This window comes from Micrococcus sp. iso_239 (assembly GCF_056173395.1).
Window position 1 is genome coordinate 1,215,263 of the sequence record NZ_CM149672.1, and the last position, 18,135, is coordinate 1,233,397.

Sequence of the window (18,135 nt, forward strand, 5' to 3'; positions counted from 1 at the left end):
CCGGCCCTCGTGACCTCCGGGAGCGGACGCCTCAGAGACCGAGGAGCCACCGCAGGGGGGTGAAGGAGGGCACGTCGACGACGACGTCCGCGTGCTCCCGGAGGATCGGCTTCGCGCACAGCGCCACGCCGCAGCCGGCCGCCTCGAGCAGATCGATGTCGTTGGCGCCGTCGCCCACGCCGACGGCCTGCTCGGGGGTGAGCCCCGCGTCCTCGGCCCAGGCGCGCAGCATGGCGGCCTTCGCCGCGCGGTCCACGACGTCGCCGAGCACCTTCCCCGTCAGGTGCCCGTCCCGCACCTCGAGCTCGTTGGCGCAGTAGGCGTGCACGCCCCACGCCTCGGCCAGCGGGGCGAGCACCTGGGTGAAGCCGCCGGAGACCGCGCACACCCGGCCGCCGGCCGCGGTGACGGCCTCGATCAGCGCGAGGGCTCCGTCGGTGGGCCGGATGGCCCGCACCACGTCCGCCACGACGCCCACGGGCAGCCCCGCGAGCGCCTCGACGCGCGCGTGCAGCGAGGCGGCGAAGTCGAGCTCACCGCGCATCGCCCGCTCCGTCACCTCGGCGACCTCGGCCTCGCGGCCGGCGTGGGCGGCGAGCAGCTCGACGACCTCCTGCCGGATCAGCGTGGAGTCCACGTCCGTCACCACGAGGGGCGCCGGCGCGGCGGCGACCGTCGCCGGCACCGTGAGCACGTCCCACCCGGAGCCCGGCTCCGGGGCCGCCGCCCACTCGTCCGCGGCGAAGCGCCAGCCCAGCAGGCCGTCGTCGGTGAGCCGTTCGGCGTCGTCGGGCACGCCGGCCGGGGGCGCGTCCGTGACGAGGAGGGCGGGGTCGGCGGTGACGACGAGGCGGCGCAGGGTGCTCATGCGCGGCATCCTAGGCGGGGGTGCGGGCGCGGCCGGGCGTGCGTCGCATCGGCGACGCGCCGGCCGGCCGGACTAGGCTGGCCCCCATGACCACCCCCGCGCCTCCCGACGACTGGTTCCTCCCGGACGAGGACGCCGTGCTGCAGATGCGCCGCGTGCGCGTGCGCCGCGGCACCACCGACATCCTCGGCCCCCTGGACTGGACGGTCCGCGCGGGGCAGCGGTGGATCGTGATGGGCCCGAACGGCGCCGGCAAGTCGACGCTGCTCCAGCTGGCCGCGGCCCGCCTGCACCCGACCGCCGGCGACGTCGGCGTGCTGGACGAGGTGCTCGGCGCCGTCGACGTGTTCGAGCTGCGCCCGCGCATCGGCCTGTCCTCCGCCCAGCTCGCCGCCCAGGTGCCCGCGAACGAGACCGTGCAGGACGCCGTCGTCACCGCCGCCTACGGGATCACCGGCACGTGGCGCGAGCGGTACGAGACGGAGGATCGCGCCCGCGCGCTCGGCCTCGTGGCGACCTGGGGGCTCTCCCGCCTCGCGCACCGCGCGTTCGGCACCCTCTCCGACGGTGAGCGCAAGCGCGTGCTCATCGCCCGTGCCCTGATGACCGACCCCGAGCTGCTCCTGCTGGACGAGCCCGCCGCGGGCCTGGACCTCGCCGGGCGGGAGGACCTCGTGCGCCAGCTGACGGCGCTCGCCACGGACGAGGACGCGCCCGCGCTGGTCCTCGTCACGCACCACCTCGAGGACGTGCCCCCGGGCTTCACGCATGCACTGCTGCTGCGGGCCGGCGGCGTCGTGGCGGCCGGGCCCATCGAGTCGACGCTCACCGAGGAGCACCTCTCCTCGGCGTTCGGCACGGACCTGAAGGTGACCCGCACCGGCGGTCGGTACACCGCCGTCGCCCGGTGACGGGGCTGCTGACCGCGCAGCTGCTGGGCATGGACCTGTGGCAGGTCCTGCTCGTGCTGCTCGCGGGGTTCTGGGCCGGCACGATCAACTCGGTGATCGGCTCGGGCACGCTCGTCACCTTCCCGACGCTCGTGGCGGTCGGGTTCCCGCCCGTGACGGCCCAGGTCTCCAACGCGATGGGCCTGGTGGCCTCGGGCTTCTCCGGCACGTACGGGTACCGCCGAGAGCTGGCCCAGTCCCGGGCGCTCCTGCCGAAGCTGACCGTCGCGTCCCTGCTCGGCGGGGTCATCGGCGCCGCCCTGCTCACCACGCTGCCCCCGGCCGTGTTCGGCTACGTCGCGCCGGTGCTGCTCGTGGTGGCCCTGACGGTCGTCGTGCTGCAGCCGCGCATCCAGCGGTGGGTCCGGCGTCGGGCGGAGGACCAGGGACCGACCCCCGGCGCGGACTCTCCCGTGCCGGTGGGCCCCGTGACCCCGACACTGTGGACGCTCGTGTTCCTGACCGGCATCTACGGCGGCTACTTCGTGGCCGCCCAGGGCGTCATGCTCATGGCGATCTTCGGCGTGCTGCTGGTGGGCGGCACCCTCGTGCACGCCAACGCGGTGAAGACGTGGCTGTCGCTGGTGGTCAACCTCACCGCCGCGGCGTTCTACCTGGTGTTCGCCTTCGACCGCATCGACTGGCGGGCCGTCCTGTTGATCGCGCTCTCCTCGCTCGTGGGCGGGCTCGTGGGCGCGCGGATCGGGCGGCGCATCTCGCCGACGGCGCTGCGCGTCACCATCGTGATCGTGGGCCTGGCCGGGCTGGTGGTCATGGTGATGCGGCAGGTCTCGGGTGGGTGAGGGCGGGGCCCGCGAGGTGCGCCTGGAGCGGATCGAGGACCTCGCCGACCCCCGCCTGGCCCCCTACACGACCATGACAGACGCGGCCCTGCGCCGTCGCGTCGACGCGGAGCACGGCGTCTTCCTCGCCGAGTCCTCCCAGGTGGTCCGCCGCGCACTGGACGCCGGACACACCCCGCGCTCCTTCCTGCTGGGGGACCGCTACCGCGGTTCCTTCGCGGACGTGCTCGCCGCCCACCCGGACGTCCCGGTCTTCACCGGACCCGACGACGTGCTCGAGGCACTCACCGGCTTCCACCTGCACCGCGGCGCCCTGGCCGCGATGGACCGCCCCGCGCCCCGGCCGCTCGCCGACGTCCTCGCGGGCGCGCGGCGCGTGCTCATCGCCGAGGACCTCGTGGACCACACGAACCTGGGCGTCGTGGTGCGCTCCGCCGTCGCCCTCGGCTGGGACGCCCTGCTGCTCACCCCGCAGGCCGCCGACCCGCTCTACCGGCGCGCCATCCGCGTCTCGATGGGCACGGTGTTCCGCCTGCCGTGGGCGCGCCTGCCCGGTCCGGTCGCCCAGTCGCTGCCCGCGCTGCGGGCGGCCGGGTTCGCGGTGGCCGCCCTCGAGGTGACGGAGCGTGCCGTGGGCCTGGACTCCGCCTGGATCGAGCCGCTGCGCACCGCCGAGCGCCTGGCCCTCGTCCTCGGCCAGGAGGGGCCGGGGGTCCGTCCCGAGACCCTCGCCCAGACCGACGCCGACGTCGTCATCCCCATGCCCGCCGGCGTCGACTCGCTGAACGTGGCGGCGGCCGCGGCGGTCGCGCTGTGGGAGCTGCGCGCGCGCTGACCGGCCCGGGTGCGGTAGAGTGGGCGGCTGGCCCGCCCTCCGGCGGACCCCCTGACCACACCTCTCGCGCCCCTGGTCCCAATCAGGCGGCTGACACGAAGGATGCACCATGAAGTCTGAGATCCACCCGGATTACCGCTACGTCATCTTCAACGACCTCGCCTCCGGTGAGAAGATCCTCACCCGCACCACCGCGAACTCCGACAAGACCGCGGAGTGGACCGATGGCAACACCTACCCGGTGATCGACGTCGAGATCTCGGCCGCCTCGCACCCGTTCTACACGGGCAAGCAGCGCATCATGGACACCGCCGGCCGCGTCGAGCGCTTCAACGCCCGCTTCAAGGGCTTCGGCGGCAAGAAGTGACCGCGGCGGCCTGAGCCGCACGCCCACCACGACGACGGGCCCCGCGCCCCCGGAACGATCCGGGCGGTGCGGGGCCCGTCGCGTCGCCCGTAGGCTGACGGGCATGACGACTCTCCACGGTGAATACAAGGTGATCGGCGGCAAGCTGGTCGCGGCGGACCTGAGCCTCGCGGACGGCCGGATCGCGACCGCGAGCATCAACGGCGACTTCTACCTCGAGCCGGATGAGGCGCTCGAGGACCTCAACGCGGCGGTGGCCGGGCTGTCCGCGGACGCTGAGCACCGCGTCATCCGGGAGGCCGTCGAGCGGGGTCTGCGACCCGAGGCCGAGCTGTTCGGCGTGGACGCCTTCGCGGTGGCCTCGGCCGTGCGTCGGGCCCTCGGCAAGGCGACCACGTGGGGGGACCACGAGTGGGAGGTCATCGGGCCGGAGCCGATGCCGATCGCGCTCACCGTGGCCCTGGACGAGGTGCTCACCCGGCAGGTGGCCGAGGGACGTCGCAAGCCGACCATGCGCCTGTGGCAGTGGAACGAGCCGGCCGTGGTGATCGGCGCCTTCCAGTCGCTCGCCAACGAGGTGGACCCCGAGGGGGCGCGGCGGCACGGCATCAACGTGGTGCGGCGGATCTCCGGCGGCGGCGCGATGTTCATGGAGGCGGACAACTGCGTCACGTACTCGATGCACGTCCCGTCGTCGCTGGTCGACGGGCTGGAGACGGCGGAGTCCTACCCGTTCCTGGACGAGTGGACCATGGACGCGCTCTCCCGACTCGGCGTGCACGCGTTCTACCAGCCGCTCAACGACATCGCCACGGACCAGGGGAAGATCGGCGGCGCCGCGCAGAAGCGGGTGGGCACGGCCGGGCTGCTGCACCACGTGACGATGAGCTACGACATCGACGCGGACAAGATGCTCGAGGTGCTGCGCATCGGCCGGGAGAAGCTGCGCGGCAAGGGCGTGACCTCGGCGAAGAAGCGCGTGGACCCGCTCCGGCGCCAGACCGGCGTCTCCCGCGCCGAGATCTGGGAGACCATGATGACCACCTTCGAGGAGCGCTACGGCGCCCGCCGCGTCGAGCTGGACGAGGCCACCCGTGAGGAGGCCGAGCAGCTGGCCCGCACCAAGTTCGCGACCCCGGAGTGGACCGCGCGGGTGCCCTGAGCCGCCTGACGGCGTCCCGGCACCGTCCGGCACGCTTCCGTCCGGGGGCGGTTTGCGGTGGTATTCGACGTGAATACCGCCCGAAACCGCCCCCGACGCGTCGAGGTGTGGCGGGGCGGCTCTGTCAGGATCGGACCATGACCCCCGACGACGACGCCCCCGTCCGCCTGATCGCCCGCTCCGACGCCCCGCGGCGCCCACGGTCGACCGTGGACGTCCACTGCGCCCTCGAGCTGGAGCTCGCCTCCGGCCGCCGCGTGCCTCTGCTCACGGACCGCGGCTGGAGCGCGGACGGCACGTGGGACCTCGTCACGGTCCGCGACCTCGACGAGGCCGCCGCCACGGTGACCGGGCCGGACGAGCCGGGCGGCGGCCGCACGCCTGCCCAGGAGGAGACGCGACACTGGGACGCGCTGGCAGCGGTCGCGGCCGAGGCCGGGGTGCCGGTGGGTGCCGCAACGTTGCGCGAGCTGCCGCTGGTGGGGGAGACCTCGCCCGAGCTGGCCGCCCTCGTGGACCGGGCGCACCGCGAGGCCCGCGCCCTGAACCGGCTGCTCGGCGTCCACCCGCTGGCCCTCGGCACGGTCGCGCCGGCCGACGTGCTGGGCGCCGACGCGACCGCCGCGCTGCGGACCGGGCTGGCCGCGGGACTCGGCGTCGCGCCGACGGCGTGGGAGGACCCGGGCGTCGTGCTCGCGCCCGCCGCGGACGCCGACCCGGAGCTGCTGCACGTGGTCCTGCTCCACACGACCGCGGTGGTCGCCGGGCCACCCGCACTCGTGGCCCGCCTCGCGGACGCCGACGTCTCCGACCTGCTCGACGACGCCTCCCTCGGCGCGCACCTGCGCGGCCCGGTGGAGGACGTGTCGGCGGCCTGGCTCCACGCGGCCGACCGGCAGGCGCTGTCTCTCGACCCGGACGGCGGGGCCGCGCACGTGGCGCGCCACGCCGAACTGACGGCCGTGCTGGAGACGCGGCCCGTCGTCGTCGAGCGGGTGGGGATGCGCGACCGGGACGCCCAGCGCGCCGCCGACGCCGTGGGCCTGCGCCGGGTGGGCCGGGAACGCGTGCTCCGCGTTGCCGCGCCCTGAGCTGGAATGGTCACGACACACCGCCTCGCCCGAGGGGAGGCGGCGTGTCGTGACCACTCTGCGCGGGAGGGCTTACCGCTCAGCCCGCCGGCTGCACCGCCTGCACGCGCAGGGACCGCCGCAGGGCGTCCGTGTGCTCCACGACCAGGCGCCGCAGGGCCCCCGGGGCGTCGGGGTGCTCGTCCAGCCAGCGCTGGGCCGCGGCCAGCGTCGGGTGCGACTCCTGCGCGTCGGCGCCGCCGGCCACCGCGTCCTGGCGGCCCGGGAACAGCCCGCCGATCGCGCGCGAGGCCAGCCCGTTGGACCGCGAGGCCCACACCGAGGTCAGGCGCGGCCAGAAGCCGGACTCGTAGGGGGCGAGGAGCTCGACCCCGCCCGCGGCGAAGCCGGCCGCCGTGGCCGAGAGCAGGTCGTTGGACAGCTCCGTGCCGGTGGTCGTGCGGCCGGACATGACCGCCTCCCACGCGGCGGCCTTGACCTCGGCCTCGGGGCGGGCGGCTGCGGCGAGCCGGTGCCACGTGACGGTCTGCGCCGTGCGGCCGGCCTCGAGCTCCGCGTCCAGGCGGTCCTGGTCGGCCCGGCCGGTCGCGGCGAGGGCCTGGAGCACGAGCCAGCGCAGCTCCGCGTCGACCGCCAGGCCCGGCGCGAACGCCGCCGCGTCCTCGCCGAGCAGGGCGGCCTCGAGGGCCGCGGCCATCCCGACGTCGGCCCGCGCCAGCGTCGCCCACGTGCGGGCCGCGGTGCGCTGGCGGTCGGAGCCGGCCTCGAGCGTGCGGGTCTGCTCGGCCAGGACCTCGCCCAGCCGGGACCGCAGCGCGTCACGGTCCTCGGCGCGGGCGTACTGGCCCACGGCCGCGGCGGCCTGCGCCAGCACCTGCGCGTGCACGCCCACGGTCGCGATCCGCGCGGACAGCGTCGCCACCGCGTCCAGGAACCGGGCGACCGGCAGCTCGCCGTCGCGGGTCATCGACCACAGGGCGGCCCACACGGTGGCCTCCGCGAGCGGGTCCGCGATGGGGTGCGTCAGGGCCGCGCGCAGCGAGCCCGCGTCGAGCGCGACGGCGGCGTAGGTGAGGTCCTCGTCGTTGGGCAGCACGAGGCGGACGCCCCCGGGCACCTCGAGGTCCGGCAGGGGCACGGCCGCGCCCTCCGCCCCACCCGGCACATCGGCGGTGACCTGGGCGGTGCGGCGCAGGACGCCGTCCTGCCCGGGCGTGAAGACGCCGACCTTCAGCACGTGCGGGCGGAGGATCGGCCCGCCCGTGACCGGGTCCGCGCCCTCCTGGCGCAGCACCGGGGCGTCGCCGTCGACGTCGACCCGCAGCCGGGGCACGCCGGAGGTGTGCAGCCACGCGTCCGCCCACGCGCGCATGTCCCGCCCCGAGGCGGCCTCGAGGACCGCCATGAAGTCGGCGAGGGAGGCGTTGCCCCACGCGTGGGCGGCGAAGTAGCGATGTGCGGCGTCGAGGAACGCGTCACGGCCCACGTAGGCGGCCAGCTGCTTGAGCACGGAGGCGCCCTTGGCGTAGGTGATCCCGTCGAAGTTCTGACGGGCGGCCTCGAGGTCGACGATGTCCGCGACGATGGGGTGCGTCGTCGGCATCTGGTCCTGCACGTACGCCCAGGCCTTGCGGCGGGACGCGAAGGTCACCCACGCGGTCCGGAAGTCGGTGGCCTCGTCCACGCCGAGGGCGCCCATGTAGTCCGCGAACGACTCCTTGAGCCACAGGTCGTCCCACCAGTGCATCGTCACGAGGTCGCCGAACCACATGTGCGCCATCTCGTGCAGGATCACGTTGGCGCGGCCCTCGTACTGGACCGCGGTGGCCCGCGAGGTGAACACGAAGTCCTCGGTGAAGGTCACGAGGCCCGGGTTCTCCATGGCGCCGAGGTTGTACTCGGGCACGAACGCCTGGTCGTACTTGCCCCACGGGTACGCGACGCCGAAGAGGTCGTGGAAGAACGTCAGCCCCCGCTTCGTCACGTCGAACACGGCCTCGGGGTCGAACGCGTCGGCCATCGTGCGCCGGGTGAACAGCCGCAGCGGCACGGCCTGCGCACCGCTGGCCGGGTGACCGTCCCAGGCGTCCTCCCACTGCGCATAGGGGCCGGCGAGCAGCGTCGTGATGTAGGTGGACTGGGGGAGCGTCGGGGCGAACTCCACCCGGACGACACCGTCCCCGGTCGGCGTCCGGGAGACCTCCGGCCGGTTCGAGGCCAGCACCCAGTCCTCGGGTCCGGTGAGGGAGAAGGTGAAGGCGGCCTTGAGGTCCGGCTGCTCGAAGTCCGGGAACACGCGGCGCGCGTCGGCGGGCTCGTACTGGGTGTAGAGGTAGACCTCGCCGTCGGCGGGGTCCGTGAAGCGGTGCAGGCCCTCGCCCGACCGGGAGTACACGGACCGGCCGACCAGCTCGACCACGTTCTGCGCCGCCAGGTCGGGCAGCAGCACCCGGGCCTCGCCCACGACCTCGGCCACGTCCAGCGCCGTGCCGTTGAGGGTCACCGACTCCACGCCGCCGTGGATCCAGTCCAGGTGGGTCTGCGCGCCGGGCTCGGCGCACGCGAAGCGGATCACGGTGCGGACCGGATAGGTGTCGGCGGCGGCGTCCCGGGCGTCGGAGAGGTCCACGTCCACGACGTAGTCCTGCACCGTGAGCAGGCGGGAGCGGTCCGCGGCCTCCGCGCGGGTGACGTTGGTGGCGTCGAGTTCGGGGGTGGTGTCGGTCAAGGCGAGCCTCCGGTCGGGGATCCAGCGGGGACGGCGACGCGCGGACACACCGGGGCGTGCCCGCGCGTCGGCGGTGGTCCGGGACCGGCGGCCCGGGGCCGCGTCAGTGCGGCGTCGGGACGGGCTGGCCCTTGGAGAGCACCGTCAGCCCGGATTCTGTGACGGTGTAGCCGTTCGCCTCGTCCTCCGCCCGGTCGAAGCCGATGCGCGCGCCCGGGGGCACGACCACGTTCTTGTCCAGGATCGCGTTGCGCACGTGGGCCCCCTCGCCGATCACGACGGAGTCCAGCAGCACCGACTGCTCCACCCACGCCTCGTTGTGCACGCGCACGTCCGTGGAGAGCACGGACTGGGCCACGGTGCCGCCGGAGATGACCACGCCCTGGGAGAGGATCGAGTCGTTCGCCGAGCCGGGGCGGCGGGTGGATGAGCGCACGAGCTTGGCGGGCGGGGAGACGGACTGGCGGGTGTAGAGCGGCCACTCGCGGTTGTAGAGGTTGAACTCCGGCCACGGCTGCACCAGGTCCATGTGCGCGTCGTAGTAGGAGTCCAGGGTGCCGACGTCCCGCCAGTAGTGCTTGCCGGCCGTGCCCCCGGGCACCTCGTTGGCGGTGAAGTCGTACACCCCGGCCTCGCCACGCTCCACGAACAGCGGGATGATGTCCCCGCCCATGTCGTTGTTCGACTCGGGGTTCTCCTCGTCCTGGTTCAGCGCCGCCACGAGGGCGTCGGTGTCGAACACGTAGTTGCCCATCGAGGCCAGGAACTGCGTGGGGTCGTCCGGCAGGCCGGGGGTCGTCTCCGGCTTCTCCACGAACGCCGAGATCCGCGTCCTGTCCTGTGGGTCCGTCTCGATCACCCCGAACGAGGAGGCCAGCTCGAGCGGCTGGCGCACCGCGGCCACGGTCGCCTTGGCGCCCGAGGCGATGTGCTGGTCCACCATCTGCTGGAAGTCCATGTGGTAGACGTGGTCCGCGCCGATGACGACGACGATGTCCGGCCGTGCGTCGTGGATCAGGTTCATGGACTGATAGATGGCGTTCGCGCTGCCCGTGAACCAGTCCTTGCCCCGGCGCTGCTGTGCCGGCACGGAGGCCACGTAGTTGTTCAGCAGCGTGGACATCCGCCACGTCTCGGAGATGTGGCGGTCCAGCGAGTGCGACTTGTACTGCGTCAGCACGACGATCTCGCGGTACCGGCTGTTGACCAGGTTGGACAGCGCGAAGTCGATGAGGCGGTACGTGCCGCCGAACGGGACGGCCGGCTTGGCACGGTCGGCCGTCAGCGGCATCAGGCGCTTGCCCTCACCGCCCGCCAGCACGACCGAGAGGACCTTCTTCTGCACCATCTGCGTCACTCCTCGTGAGCCGGGTCGTCGCGACCCGCACGCGTGCTCGGGGCGTGCGGGGCATCCGTGCCGCCAGACTATCGACCCCCGCCGGGCTGAACTAGGTTGGGGGCGTGCGCATCGACATCGTGAGCAAAGAGTTCCCCCCGTCCATCTACGGCGGTGCCGGCGTCCACGTCGCCGAGCTGACCCGTGTCCTGGCCTCCCGCGCCGACGTCCGCGTGCACGCCTTCGGCGCGCCGCGCGACCCGGACTACCACGGGGCCCGCGTCCTGACGTACCCGAACCCGCCCGGGTTCGACGCCGCCAACGGGGCCGTGCAGACCCTGGCCACCGACCTCACGATCCTCGGCGACCTCGAGGGCGCCGACGTCATCCACTCCCACACCTGGTACGCCAACCTGGCCGGCCACCTCGGCAAGCTCCTGCACCAGACCCCCCACGTCCTCTCCGCGCACTCCCTCGAGCCGCTGCGCCCCTGGAAGGCGGAGCAGCTCGGCGGCGGCTACGCCCTGTCCAGCTGGGCCGAGCGCACGGCGTACCTCGGGGCGGACGCGGTCATCGCGGTCTCGGACGGCATGCGCCGGGACATCCTGGCCTGCTACCCGGACGTGGACCCGGCGAAGGTGCACACGGTCCACAACGGCATCGACACGCAGGTCTGGACCCCGCAGACCGGCACCGCCGCACTGGAGAAGTACGGAATCGACCCGGACAAGCCCTCCGTCGCGTTCGTCGGCCGCATCACGCGCCAGAAGGGCGTGCCCCACCTGCTCCGTGCGGCCCTGCGGCTGCCGGAGGACGTCCAGCTCGTGCTGTGCGTGGGCGCCCCGGACACCGCGGAGCTGGCGCACGAGGTGAACGAGTTGATCTCCGAGCTGCGGCGCACCCGCCAGGGCGTCGTCGTGATCGAGGGGATGATCCCGCGCCACGAGGTGATGGAGATCCTCACGGCCGCCACCGTGTTCGCCTGCCCCTCGGTCTACGAGCCGCTGGGCATCGTCAACCTCGAGGCGATGGCGTGCGGCACCGCCGTCGTCGCCTCCGCCGTGGGCGGCATCCCGGAGGTCGTGCAGGACGGCGAGACCGGCCTGCTCGTCCCCTTCGAGCAGGTCGACGACGGCACGGGGGCGCCCGTGGACGAGGAGAGGTTCGCCGCCGACTTCGCGGCCGCGCTCACCCGCGTCGTGGAGGACCCGGAGCGCGCCCGCGCGATGGGTGAGGCCGGCCGGGCCCGCGCGATCGAGCACTTCTCGTGGGAGACCATCGCGGAGCGCACGATCGAGGTCTACGAGGCCGTGCTGCGCTGAGCCCGCCCGACCACGCACACGGGCCCCCGCCACCGCGAGGTGACGGGGGCCCGTGTGCGTCCGGGGACGGCCACGGTCAGCCGCGGCGACCCCGCGCCGCCTTCTCGCGGGCGCGCACGGCCTTCTCATCCTCCGGCTCCTCGCCGGCGGCCCGGCGGGCCGTGAACCAGGCGTGGGCCTCCTCCTGGCGCTGGGTCTCGGCGTCCGTGGCCACCGCCATGCGCAGGTGCTCGGGCTCGAGGCCGAACGACTCGACGAGCTCGAGGGCGAAGGGGCGCAGCCGCTCGGCCAGCCGGTTGACGTAGCCGCGCAGGGCCCGGGCGCGCTGGCTCGAGACGCGGCCGTGGGCCACGAACCAGCCGAGGTCGTCCTCGATGAGGCGCAGCGCGAACAGGTCGCGCAGCCACGTCAGGACGGTCTTCGTGGTCTCATCCGTGATGCCCTCCAGGGCGCGGGTGAAGGCCTCCCACTGCAGCAGCTCGCCGTGGTTGCGGGCGGCCTCGATGAGCTCGTGCTGGCGCGTGTTGAACGCCTCCGCCTGCGCCGCCTGGCCCTTGCCCCGGGCCCCCGAGAGGGTGCCGGCGATGTCGGCGGTCTTGGCACGGACGCGCTCGGTGAGCAGCTCATGCTGGACGGCGGGGTCCTTGAACCAGTTCGCCGAGCGGCGCTCGGACCCGCCGTCGGCCACGGACTGGACGGCCTTGTGCAGGCCCGCACGGTGGAGGGCGTCCGAGGCCTGATGGACCACGTAGCGGGAGACGGCGCCCACATTGAGACGTCCGAACTCCTTCGAGTAGTCGGTCAGCAGACGCTTGCCCACGAGCTGCAGGAGCACCGTGTTGTCGCCCTCGAACGTGACGTACACGTCCAGGTCGGCGCGCATCTGGGCCACCCGGTTCTCGGCGAGGAACCCGGCGCCGCCGCACGCCTCGCGGGCCTCCTGCAGGGTGTCCAGGGCGTGCCACGTGGTCAGCGGCTTCACGGCCGCGGCGAGCGTCTCGAGCTCCTGCCGGTCCACGTCCGTGTCGGAGCGGCCCGAGAAGACGTCGTCGAACTTCTCGACGAGCTCGTTGGAGGCGAAGGCGTCCGCGTAGGCGCGGGCCAGGCGGTCGATGAGGCGGCGCTGGTGGTTCTGGTAGTCCAGCAGCACCTCCTCCCGCTGCGGGTCGGAGGCCTTGAACTGGCGGCGCTGCTCCGCGTAGGCCAGCGCACCGTGCAGGCCGAGGAAGGAGGCCGTGGTGGCGGCGAGGGACAGGGAGACGCGGCCCTGGACGAGCGTGCCGAGCATCGTGAAGAAGCGACGCCCGGGGGAGGCGATGGGCGAGGAGTAGGTGCCGTCCTCGGCCACGTCGCCGTAGCGGTTGAGGAGGTTGGTGCGCGGGATGCGGACCTGAGTGAAGTGCAGACGGCCGTTGTCGATGCCGTTCAGTCCGCCCTTGAGGCCGTCGTCCTCGCCGCCCACGCCGGGCAGGAAGGCGCCCTTCTCGTCCCGGATGGGGACGTAGAAGCAGTGCACGCCGTGGTTGACGCCCCGGGTGATCAGCTGCGCGAAGACCGTGGCCGCCCTGCCGTGCAGCGCGGCGTTGCCGAGGTAGTCCTTCCAGGCGCCCTTGAACGGGGTGTGGATGACGAACTCCTGGGTCGCCTCGTCGTACGTGGCGGTCGTCGCGATCGAGGCGACGTCCGAGCCGTGCCCGATCTCGGTCATGGCGAAGGCGCCCGGGACGCTCAGGTCCATCGCGCCCGGCAGCCACCGGCGGTGGTGCTCCGCGGTGCCCAGGTGCAGGATCGCCGAGCTGAACAGGCCCCACTGCACACCGGCCTTGATCTGCAGGGAGGGGTCGGCGAGCACGAGGTCACCGAAGGCGGCGAGGTTGCCGCCGTGGTTGTCCTCGCCGCCGAACTCGCGCGGGAAGGCGCGGTGGACCGCGTTGCGCTCCACGAGGACGCCCAGCTGCCGCAGGACGCGGGCGCGGTGCTCGTCCATGCCGAGCAGCGGGTCGCGCCACAGGGCGGGATCCTTGACCAGTTCGCGGGATTCGCGGCGCTCCGCGGCCCAGCGGCCGAGGAGGGCCTCCTCGAGGGCCGCGGCGTCGAGGGAGCCGGGCGTCGGCCGCTCGGGCGCGATCTCGGCGACGTCGGAGGGAACCTCGGTGCTGGGCGTCGAGGACTGGGGGGCGAGCTTCTCGTGGACGGTCATGACGATGCTCCTGTTCGTGAGTGGGGGCGGGCGCGGACGGCGTCCGCCGCCGCGGGTTCGAGGGCGGCGCCGGGCGCGGCGCCGATGAGGCCGGTGAGCAGCCAGTCGGCGATGGCGCGGGCCATCGCCTCGACCGGGATGCGACCGGCGGCCGGGGTCCGCAGCCAGGTCTCGGCGGCGGCCCGGACGAGGCCGACGGCGGCGCGCGGCCACAGGGCGAGCGGGTCCGCCGGCGCCGGGGCGTGGCCCCGCGCGGCCATCCCGCGCGCCAGGCCCGACTCGAGCATGGCGTAGACGCGCTCGAGGAACGGGCCCAGCACAGGGGCCTCGGCCGCGGCGGGGGACGGGGCGACGGCGAACGCGTACACCTCGGGCGACGTCGCCGCGACCGTGAGGTACACCTCGACCATGCGACGCAGCGCCTCGGGTTCGGAGACCGGTTCGTCCGCGACCTCGAGCAGGCGGCGCTCCATGTGGGCGGTGACCCGCTCGGACACCGCCAGGCGCAGGCCCTCGCGGTCGCCGAAATAGCGGTAGTAGACGGTCTTGGAGGTGCCCGCGTGGGACGCGATCTCCTCCATCGAGGCGTGTGCGCCCAGGGCGTGCACGGCCGACCGGGCGGCCCGGACCAGTTCCAGACGGCGCTCGGCGCGGTGCCGGTCCCAGCGGACGCTGCGACCGTCCCGGGCGGTGGACGTGACGGGATTCACGAAACCGAGCGTATCAGGTACTGTGGATCACAGTCACCCACCCCGCCGACGTCCGTATCGTCCGTATCGTCCGGGGTGACAACGCCCCCGCCGCGTCGGCGGTGGGCCCGCCGTCGAGAGGACCGTCATGACCCACCACGAGACCCCCGCGTCCGAGACCGCCTCCCGCCCCGCCGTCGCCGGTGGAGCGCTGCGCCCCGCCGTCATCCTGGGCGGCAACCGCATCCCCTTCGCCCGTGCCAACACCGCCTATGCCGAGGTCGGGAACCAGGAGATGCTCACGGCCACGCTCGACGGCCTCGTCGCGCGGTTCGGGCTCCAGGGCGAGCGCCTCGGTCAGGTCACCGCCGGCGCCGTCCTCAAGCACCCGCGCAACTTCAACCTCACCCGCGAGGCCGTCCTGGGCTCCGCGCTCTCCGCCGCGACCCCGGCCGCCGACGTCCAGGTGGCCTGCGCCACCGGCATGGAGGCCCTGGGCACCCTGGCCAACAAGATCCGGCTCGGTCAGCTCGACTCCGCCATCGGCGGCGGCGTGGACTCGATCTCGGACGCACCCGTCTCGCTCTCCGACGGTGCGCGCCGCGTGCTGCTGCAGCTGAACACCGCCAAGACCATGAAGGACCGCCTGCGCGCCCTCGCCCAGCTGCGCCCCGGGCAGCTCGTGCCCGAGCCGGCCGGTGCGGGCGAGCCGCGCACCGGCATGTCCATGGGCGAGCACCAGGCCCTGACCACCCACAAGTGGGGCATCACCCGTCAGGCCCAGGACGAGCTCGCCGCGGCCTCCCACCGGAACCTCGGCGCCGCGTACGCCGCCGGGTACATGGACGATCTGGTGACCCCGTTCCACGGCCTGGCCCGCGACAACAACCTCCGCCCCGACTCCACGCCGGAGAAGCTGGCCGGCCTGAAGCCCGCGTTCGGTCGCCAGCTGGGGGACGAGGCGACCATGACGGCCGCCAACTCCACCCCGCTCACCGACGGCGCCTCCGCGGTGCTGCTCTCCTCCGAGGAGTGGGCCGCCGAGCGCGGGCTTCCCGTGCTCGCCGAGTTCGTGGACATGGAGAACGCCGCCGTGGACTTCGTCGACGGGCACGAGGGCCTGCTCATGGCCCCGGCCTACGCCGTCCCGCGCCTGCTGGCCCGGCACGGGCTCACCCTCGACGACCTCGACTTCGTGGAGATCCACGAGGCGTTCGCCGGCACCGTCCTGTCCACCCTCGCCGCCTGGGAGGACGAGGAGTACTGCCGCGAGCGCCTCGGGCTGCCGGGTGCGCTGGGCTCGGTGGACCGCGCCCGGCTCAACGTGCACGGCTCCTCGTTGGCGGCGGGTCACCCCTTCGCCGCGACCGGCGGCCGCATCGTCGCCCTGCTGGCCAAGATGCTGCACGAGAAGGGGGAGGGCTCCCTCGGCCTCATCTCCGTCTGTGCCGCCGGCGGCCAGGGCATCGTCGCCCTGCTCCGCGGCCGCTGAGCCCCGACCGACCCGACCCGAGAGGACCGACCATGACCGACCGTTACGGCACCTTCGTCGCCTCGCCCCTGGGCCGCCGCCTCACCGGCGCCCTGGGCCTGCCTCAGCCCGTCGAGCTGCGCCGGCACACCCCCGGCGACCCCGTGCTGCCCGGCTCCGTTCTCGTCCTGGGCGCGACCCCCGCAGCCGCGGACGCCCGCACCCTCTTGGCCTCGTGGGGCCTCGAGGTCGCCGACGCCCCCCGGGAGGGCGCCCGCCACGCGGCGATCGTCGCGTGCTTCGACGGGGTCGCCACGCCCGCGGACCTCGGCGCGGTGGCGCTGGAGATCGGCGGCGCGCTGCGCTCGCTGGGCTCCTCCTCGCGCGTGGTGACCGTGTTCGAGGACCCCGAGGCCGCCACGGACCCGACCCTGCGCGCCGCCCGCCAGGGCGTGACGGGCCTGACCCGCTCCATCGCGCACGAGATGCGTCGCGGCGGCACGGCCAACGGCCTGGTCCTGGGCGAGGGTGTGCCGCTCACCGCCCCCGGTGCGGCCGGCGCGCTGGCGTTCCTGCTCTCCGGCCGTGCGGCGTACGTCTCCGGCCAGTTCGTGCCCGTCGCCACCGCCGACGGCGCGGTCCCCGCCGACGCGGCGCGCCCGCTGGCCGGCAAGGTGGCCGTGGTCACGGGTGCCGCCCGCGGCATCGGCGCCGCTATCGTTCGGACGCTCGCCCGCGACGGGGCCGTCGTCGTCGGTGTGGACGTCCCGGCGGCGGGCGAGGCGCTGGCCGAGGTTGTGAACGAGGTGGGCGGCACCGCGCTGGCCCTGGACATCACGGCGCCGGACGCCGGCACGCGCATCCTCGAGCACTGCCGCACCCGGCACGGCCGGATGGACGCGGTGGTGCACAACGCCGGGATCACCCGGGACCGGATGCTGGCCAACATGGACGCCGCACGCTGGGACTCCGTCCTCGCCGTGAACACCACGGCCCAGCTGGCCATGAACGAGGCGTTCCTCGCCGAGGACGCCCGGGACGTGGCGGGTCAGGGGCTGCGCATCGTGGGCCTGGCCTCCATCTCCGGCATCGCGGGCAACCGCGGCCAGACGAACTACGCGGCCTCGAAGGCCGGGGTCATCGGCCTGACCGCGGCGTCCGCCCCGGTCCTCGCGGCCCGCGGGGGCACGATCAACGCGGTGGCCCCGGGCTTCATCGAGACCGAGATGACCGCGAAGATCCCGCTCGCCACGCGCGAGGTGGGCCGGCGGCTCAACGCGCTGCAGCAGGGCGGCCTGCCGCAGGACGTGGCCGAGACGGTGGCCTGGCTCGCCTCGGACGCCGCCGGCGGCACCAACGGGGCCACGCTGCGGGTCTGCGGCCAGTCGAAGCTGGGGGCGTGAGGATGCAGACCACGCAGCTGTCCGCCCCGCCCTCCCTCGGCCGGCTCTACGTCCGGGCCGCCGGGCGGGCCGCCACGGACGCCGTCGTCCGTCGGCGCCGTCCCCGCGAGCTCCCGGACCGTCAGGTGGTCGTGACCGGCCACCGCATCCCGGCCGAGGCCGTGACCGCGTGGCGCGGGGCCGTCGGGTCCGCCAATCCGGCGGACCTGCCCTCGGTCCTGGTGCACACCCAGGTGTTCGGCGCGGCCATGGAGCTGATGGCCGACCCCGAGTTCCCGCTGCCCCTGCCCGGGCTGGTGCACCTGAGCAACACCGTCCTGCACCACCGGCCCGTCGCGGCGGAGACCGCCCTGCGCGTCACCGCACGTGCGGTGGGTCTCGTCCCGCACCACGCGGGCACCGCCGTGGACGTCGTCGTGACCGTCGAGGGGCCCGGCGACGACGGCGAGGAGGCACTGCTGTGGGAGGGCGTCTCCCGGTACCTCGCCAAGGGCGTCCACCTCTCCGGCCTGCGTCCCGAGCGGCCCGCCCGCCCGGACTTCGTGCCCCCGACGCCGACCGCCCAGTGGCGCTTCGGGACGGGGGCCGGACGCCGGTACGCGGGCGTCTCCGGGGACTGGAACCCGATCCACCTGACGGGCGTCTCGGCTCGACTGTTCGGCATGAAGGGCGCGATCGCCCACGGGATGTTCCTGGCCGCCCGGATGCTCGAGGGCCGTGAGCCGGCCGGCGCCGGGTTCCGCTGGCACATCGACTTCGAGGCGCCCGTCGTGCTGCCGACCACCGTGGCCGTCCGCTACGAGCCCGGGCCCGACGGCGGCACGCGCGTGTGGGGCTGGGATGCGCGGCGCCGGCGCCCGCACTTCTCCGGGGAGATCACTCCGCTCGAGCCCTGACGGCCGGGCCGACG

At 74.3% G+C, this 18,135-nt stretch carries 15 protein-coding genes; 10 read left to right on the top strand and 5 right to left on the bottom strand.

The window, feature by feature from the left end:
* Nucleotides 1-31: 31 nt before the first annotated feature.
* Complete coding sequence (gene serB, locus AC0VX2_RS05675) at nt 32-868, bottom strand: phosphoserine phosphatase SerB (protein WP_036315229.1); 837 nt, start codon at nt 866-868, stop codon at nt 32-34.
* An 86-nt stretch (nt 869-954) separates the two neighbouring features.
* Between serB and AC0VX2_RS05680 the strand changes: the two genes are divergently transcribed.
* From AC0VX2_RS05680 to AC0VX2_RS05705, 6 genes are all read left to right on the top strand, one after another.
* The gene (locus AC0VX2_RS05680) at nt 955-1,779 is read left to right on the top strand and encodes an ABC transporter ATP-binding protein (protein WP_051995263.1); all 825 of its coding nucleotides are present in this window, start codon (nt 955-957) and stop codon (nt 1,777-1,779) included.
* Nucleotides 1,776-2,621: a sulfite exporter TauE/SafE family protein gene (locus AC0VX2_RS05685; RefSeq protein WP_036315227.1), complete on the top strand. Its 846-nt coding sequence runs from the start codon at nt 1,776-1,778 to the stop codon at nt 2,619-2,621. Before AC0VX2_RS05680 ends, AC0VX2_RS05685 begins: the two co-directional genes overlap by 4 nt.
* Nucleotides 2,614-3,456, top strand: coding sequence for a TrmH family RNA methyltransferase (locus tag AC0VX2_RS05690; protein ID WP_144859882.1), 843 nt, complete (start codon nt 2,614-2,616; stop codon nt 3,454-3,456). Before AC0VX2_RS05685 ends, AC0VX2_RS05690 begins: the two co-directional genes overlap by 8 nt.
* A 109-nt stretch (nt 3,457-3,565) precedes the next feature.
* On the top strand, nt 3,566-3,823 hold the full coding sequence (locus tag AC0VX2_RS05695) for a type B 50S ribosomal protein L31 (protein ID WP_002855042.1): 258 nt from the start codon (nt 3,566-3,568) through the stop codon (nt 3,821-3,823).
* Nucleotides 3,824-3,926: 103 nt separating this feature from the next.
* Nucleotides 3,927-4,985, top strand: a complete 1,059-nt coding sequence (locus AC0VX2_RS05700; protein ID WP_036383370.1) for a lipoate--protein ligase family protein — start codon at nt 3,927-3,929, stop codon at nt 4,983-4,985.
* A gap of 137 nt (nt 4,986-5,122) precedes the next feature.
* Nucleotides 5,123-6,076, top strand: a complete 954-nt coding sequence (locus AC0VX2_RS05705) for a hypothetical protein (RefSeq protein WP_101962892.1) — start codon at nt 5,123-5,125, stop codon at nt 6,074-6,076.
* Between the two features lie 79 nt (nt 6,077-6,155).
* On the opposite strand, the gene pepN is transcribed toward AC0VX2_RS05705, so the two are convergent.
* Nucleotides 6,156-8,804, bottom strand: a complete 2,649-nt coding sequence (gene pepN / locus AC0VX2_RS05710; protein ID WP_129866904.1) for an aminopeptidase N — start codon at nt 8,802-8,804, stop codon at nt 6,156-6,158.
* Between the two features lie 103 nt (nt 8,805-8,907).
* On the bottom strand, nt 8,908-10,152 hold the full coding sequence (gene glgC / locus AC0VX2_RS05715) for a glucose-1-phosphate adenylyltransferase (protein WP_069941300.1): 1,245 nt from the start codon (nt 10,150-10,152) through the stop codon (nt 8,908-8,910).
* 113 nt (nt 10,153-10,265) lie between these two features.
* On the opposite strand from glgC, the gene glgA reads away from it, so the two are divergent.
* Entirely contained in the window at nt 10,266-11,462 is a 1,197-nt protein-coding gene (glgA, locus tag AC0VX2_RS05720; RefSeq protein WP_044658928.1) for a glycogen synthase, read from the top strand.
* A 76-nt stretch (nt 11,463-11,538) separates the two neighbouring features.
* Here glgA and AC0VX2_RS05725 read toward each other — a convergent pair whose 3' ends face one another.
* Together AC0VX2_RS05725 and AC0VX2_RS05730 are read right to left on the bottom strand one after the other, a co-directional pair.
* Entirely contained in the window at nt 11,539-13,662 is a 2,124-nt protein-coding gene (locus AC0VX2_RS05725) for an acyl-CoA dehydrogenase family protein (protein ID WP_144869172.1), read from the bottom strand.
* Nucleotides 13,659-14,372 carry a TetR/AcrR family transcriptional regulator gene (locus AC0VX2_RS05730; protein ID WP_036315211.1) on the bottom strand — a complete coding sequence of 238 codons (714 nt, stop codon included), beginning with the start codon at nt 14,370-14,372 and terminating at the stop codon, nt 13,659-13,661. Before AC0VX2_RS05730 ends, AC0VX2_RS05725 begins: the two co-directional genes overlap by 4 nt.
* Before the next feature lie 127 nt (nt 14,373-14,499).
* On the opposite strand from AC0VX2_RS05730, the gene AC0VX2_RS05735 reads away from it, so the two are divergent.
* The 3 genes from AC0VX2_RS05735 to AC0VX2_RS05745 are packed head-to-tail and all read left to right on the top strand — an operon-like array spanning nt 14,500 to nt 18,121.
* A complete protein-coding gene (locus AC0VX2_RS05735; RefSeq protein WP_036315208.1) occupies nt 14,500-15,843 on the top strand; it encodes an acetyl-CoA C-acetyltransferase in 1,344 nt (447 codons plus the stop codon).
* 32 nt (nt 15,844-15,875) lie between these two features.
* Nucleotides 15,876-17,225 (top strand): 3-oxoacyl-ACP reductase, encoded by a 1,350-nt coding sequence (locus AC0VX2_RS05740; protein WP_036315206.1) that lies wholly within the window; start codon nt 15,876-15,878, stop codon nt 17,223-17,225.
* A gap of 2 nt (nt 17,226-17,227) precedes the next feature.
* Complete coding sequence (locus AC0VX2_RS05745) at nt 17,228-18,121, top strand: MaoC family dehydratase (protein ID WP_036315203.1); 894 nt, start codon at nt 17,228-17,230, stop codon at nt 18,119-18,121.
* The last annotated feature ends 14 nt before the right edge of the window (nt 18,122-18,135 follow it).

Coding starts and splice junctions, on each gene's coding strand:
- glgC (WP_069941300.1), bottom strand. CDS start 10,152: ATGGTGCAGAAGAAGGTCCTCTCGGTCGTGCTGGCGGGCGGTGAGGGC.
- AC0VX2_RS05740 (WP_036315206.1), top strand. CDS start 15,876: ATGACCGACCGTTACGGCACCTTCGTCGCCTCGCCCCTGGGCCGCCGC.
- AC0VX2_RS05745 (WP_036315203.1), top strand. CDS start 17,228: ATGCAGACCACGCAGCTGTCCGCCCCGCCCTCCCTCGGCCGGCTCTAC.
- AC0VX2_RS05695 (WP_002855042.1), top strand. CDS start 3,566: ATGAAGTCTGAGATCCACCCGGATTACCGCTACGTCATCTTCAACGAC.
- AC0VX2_RS05700 (WP_036383370.1), top strand. CDS start 3,927: ATGACGACTCTCCACGGTGAATACAAGGTGATCGGCGGCAAGCTGGTC.
- AC0VX2_RS05680 (WP_051995263.1), top strand. CDS start 955: ATGACCACCCCCGCGCCTCCCGACGACTGGTTCCTCCCGGACGAGGAC.
- AC0VX2_RS05735 (WP_036315208.1), top strand. CDS start 14,500: ATGACCCACCACGAGACCCCCGCGTCCGAGACCGCCTCCCGCCCCGCC.
- AC0VX2_RS05705 (WP_101962892.1), top strand. CDS start 5,123: ATGACCCCCGACGACGACGCCCCCGTCCGCCTGATCGCCCGCTCCGAC.
- AC0VX2_RS05725 (WP_144869172.1), bottom strand. CDS start 13,662: ATGACCGTCCACGAGAAGCTCGCCCCCCAGTCCTCGACGCCCAGCACC.
- serB (WP_036315229.1), bottom strand. CDS start 868: ATGAGCACCCTGCGCCGCCTCGTCGTCACCGCCGACCCCGCCCTCCTC.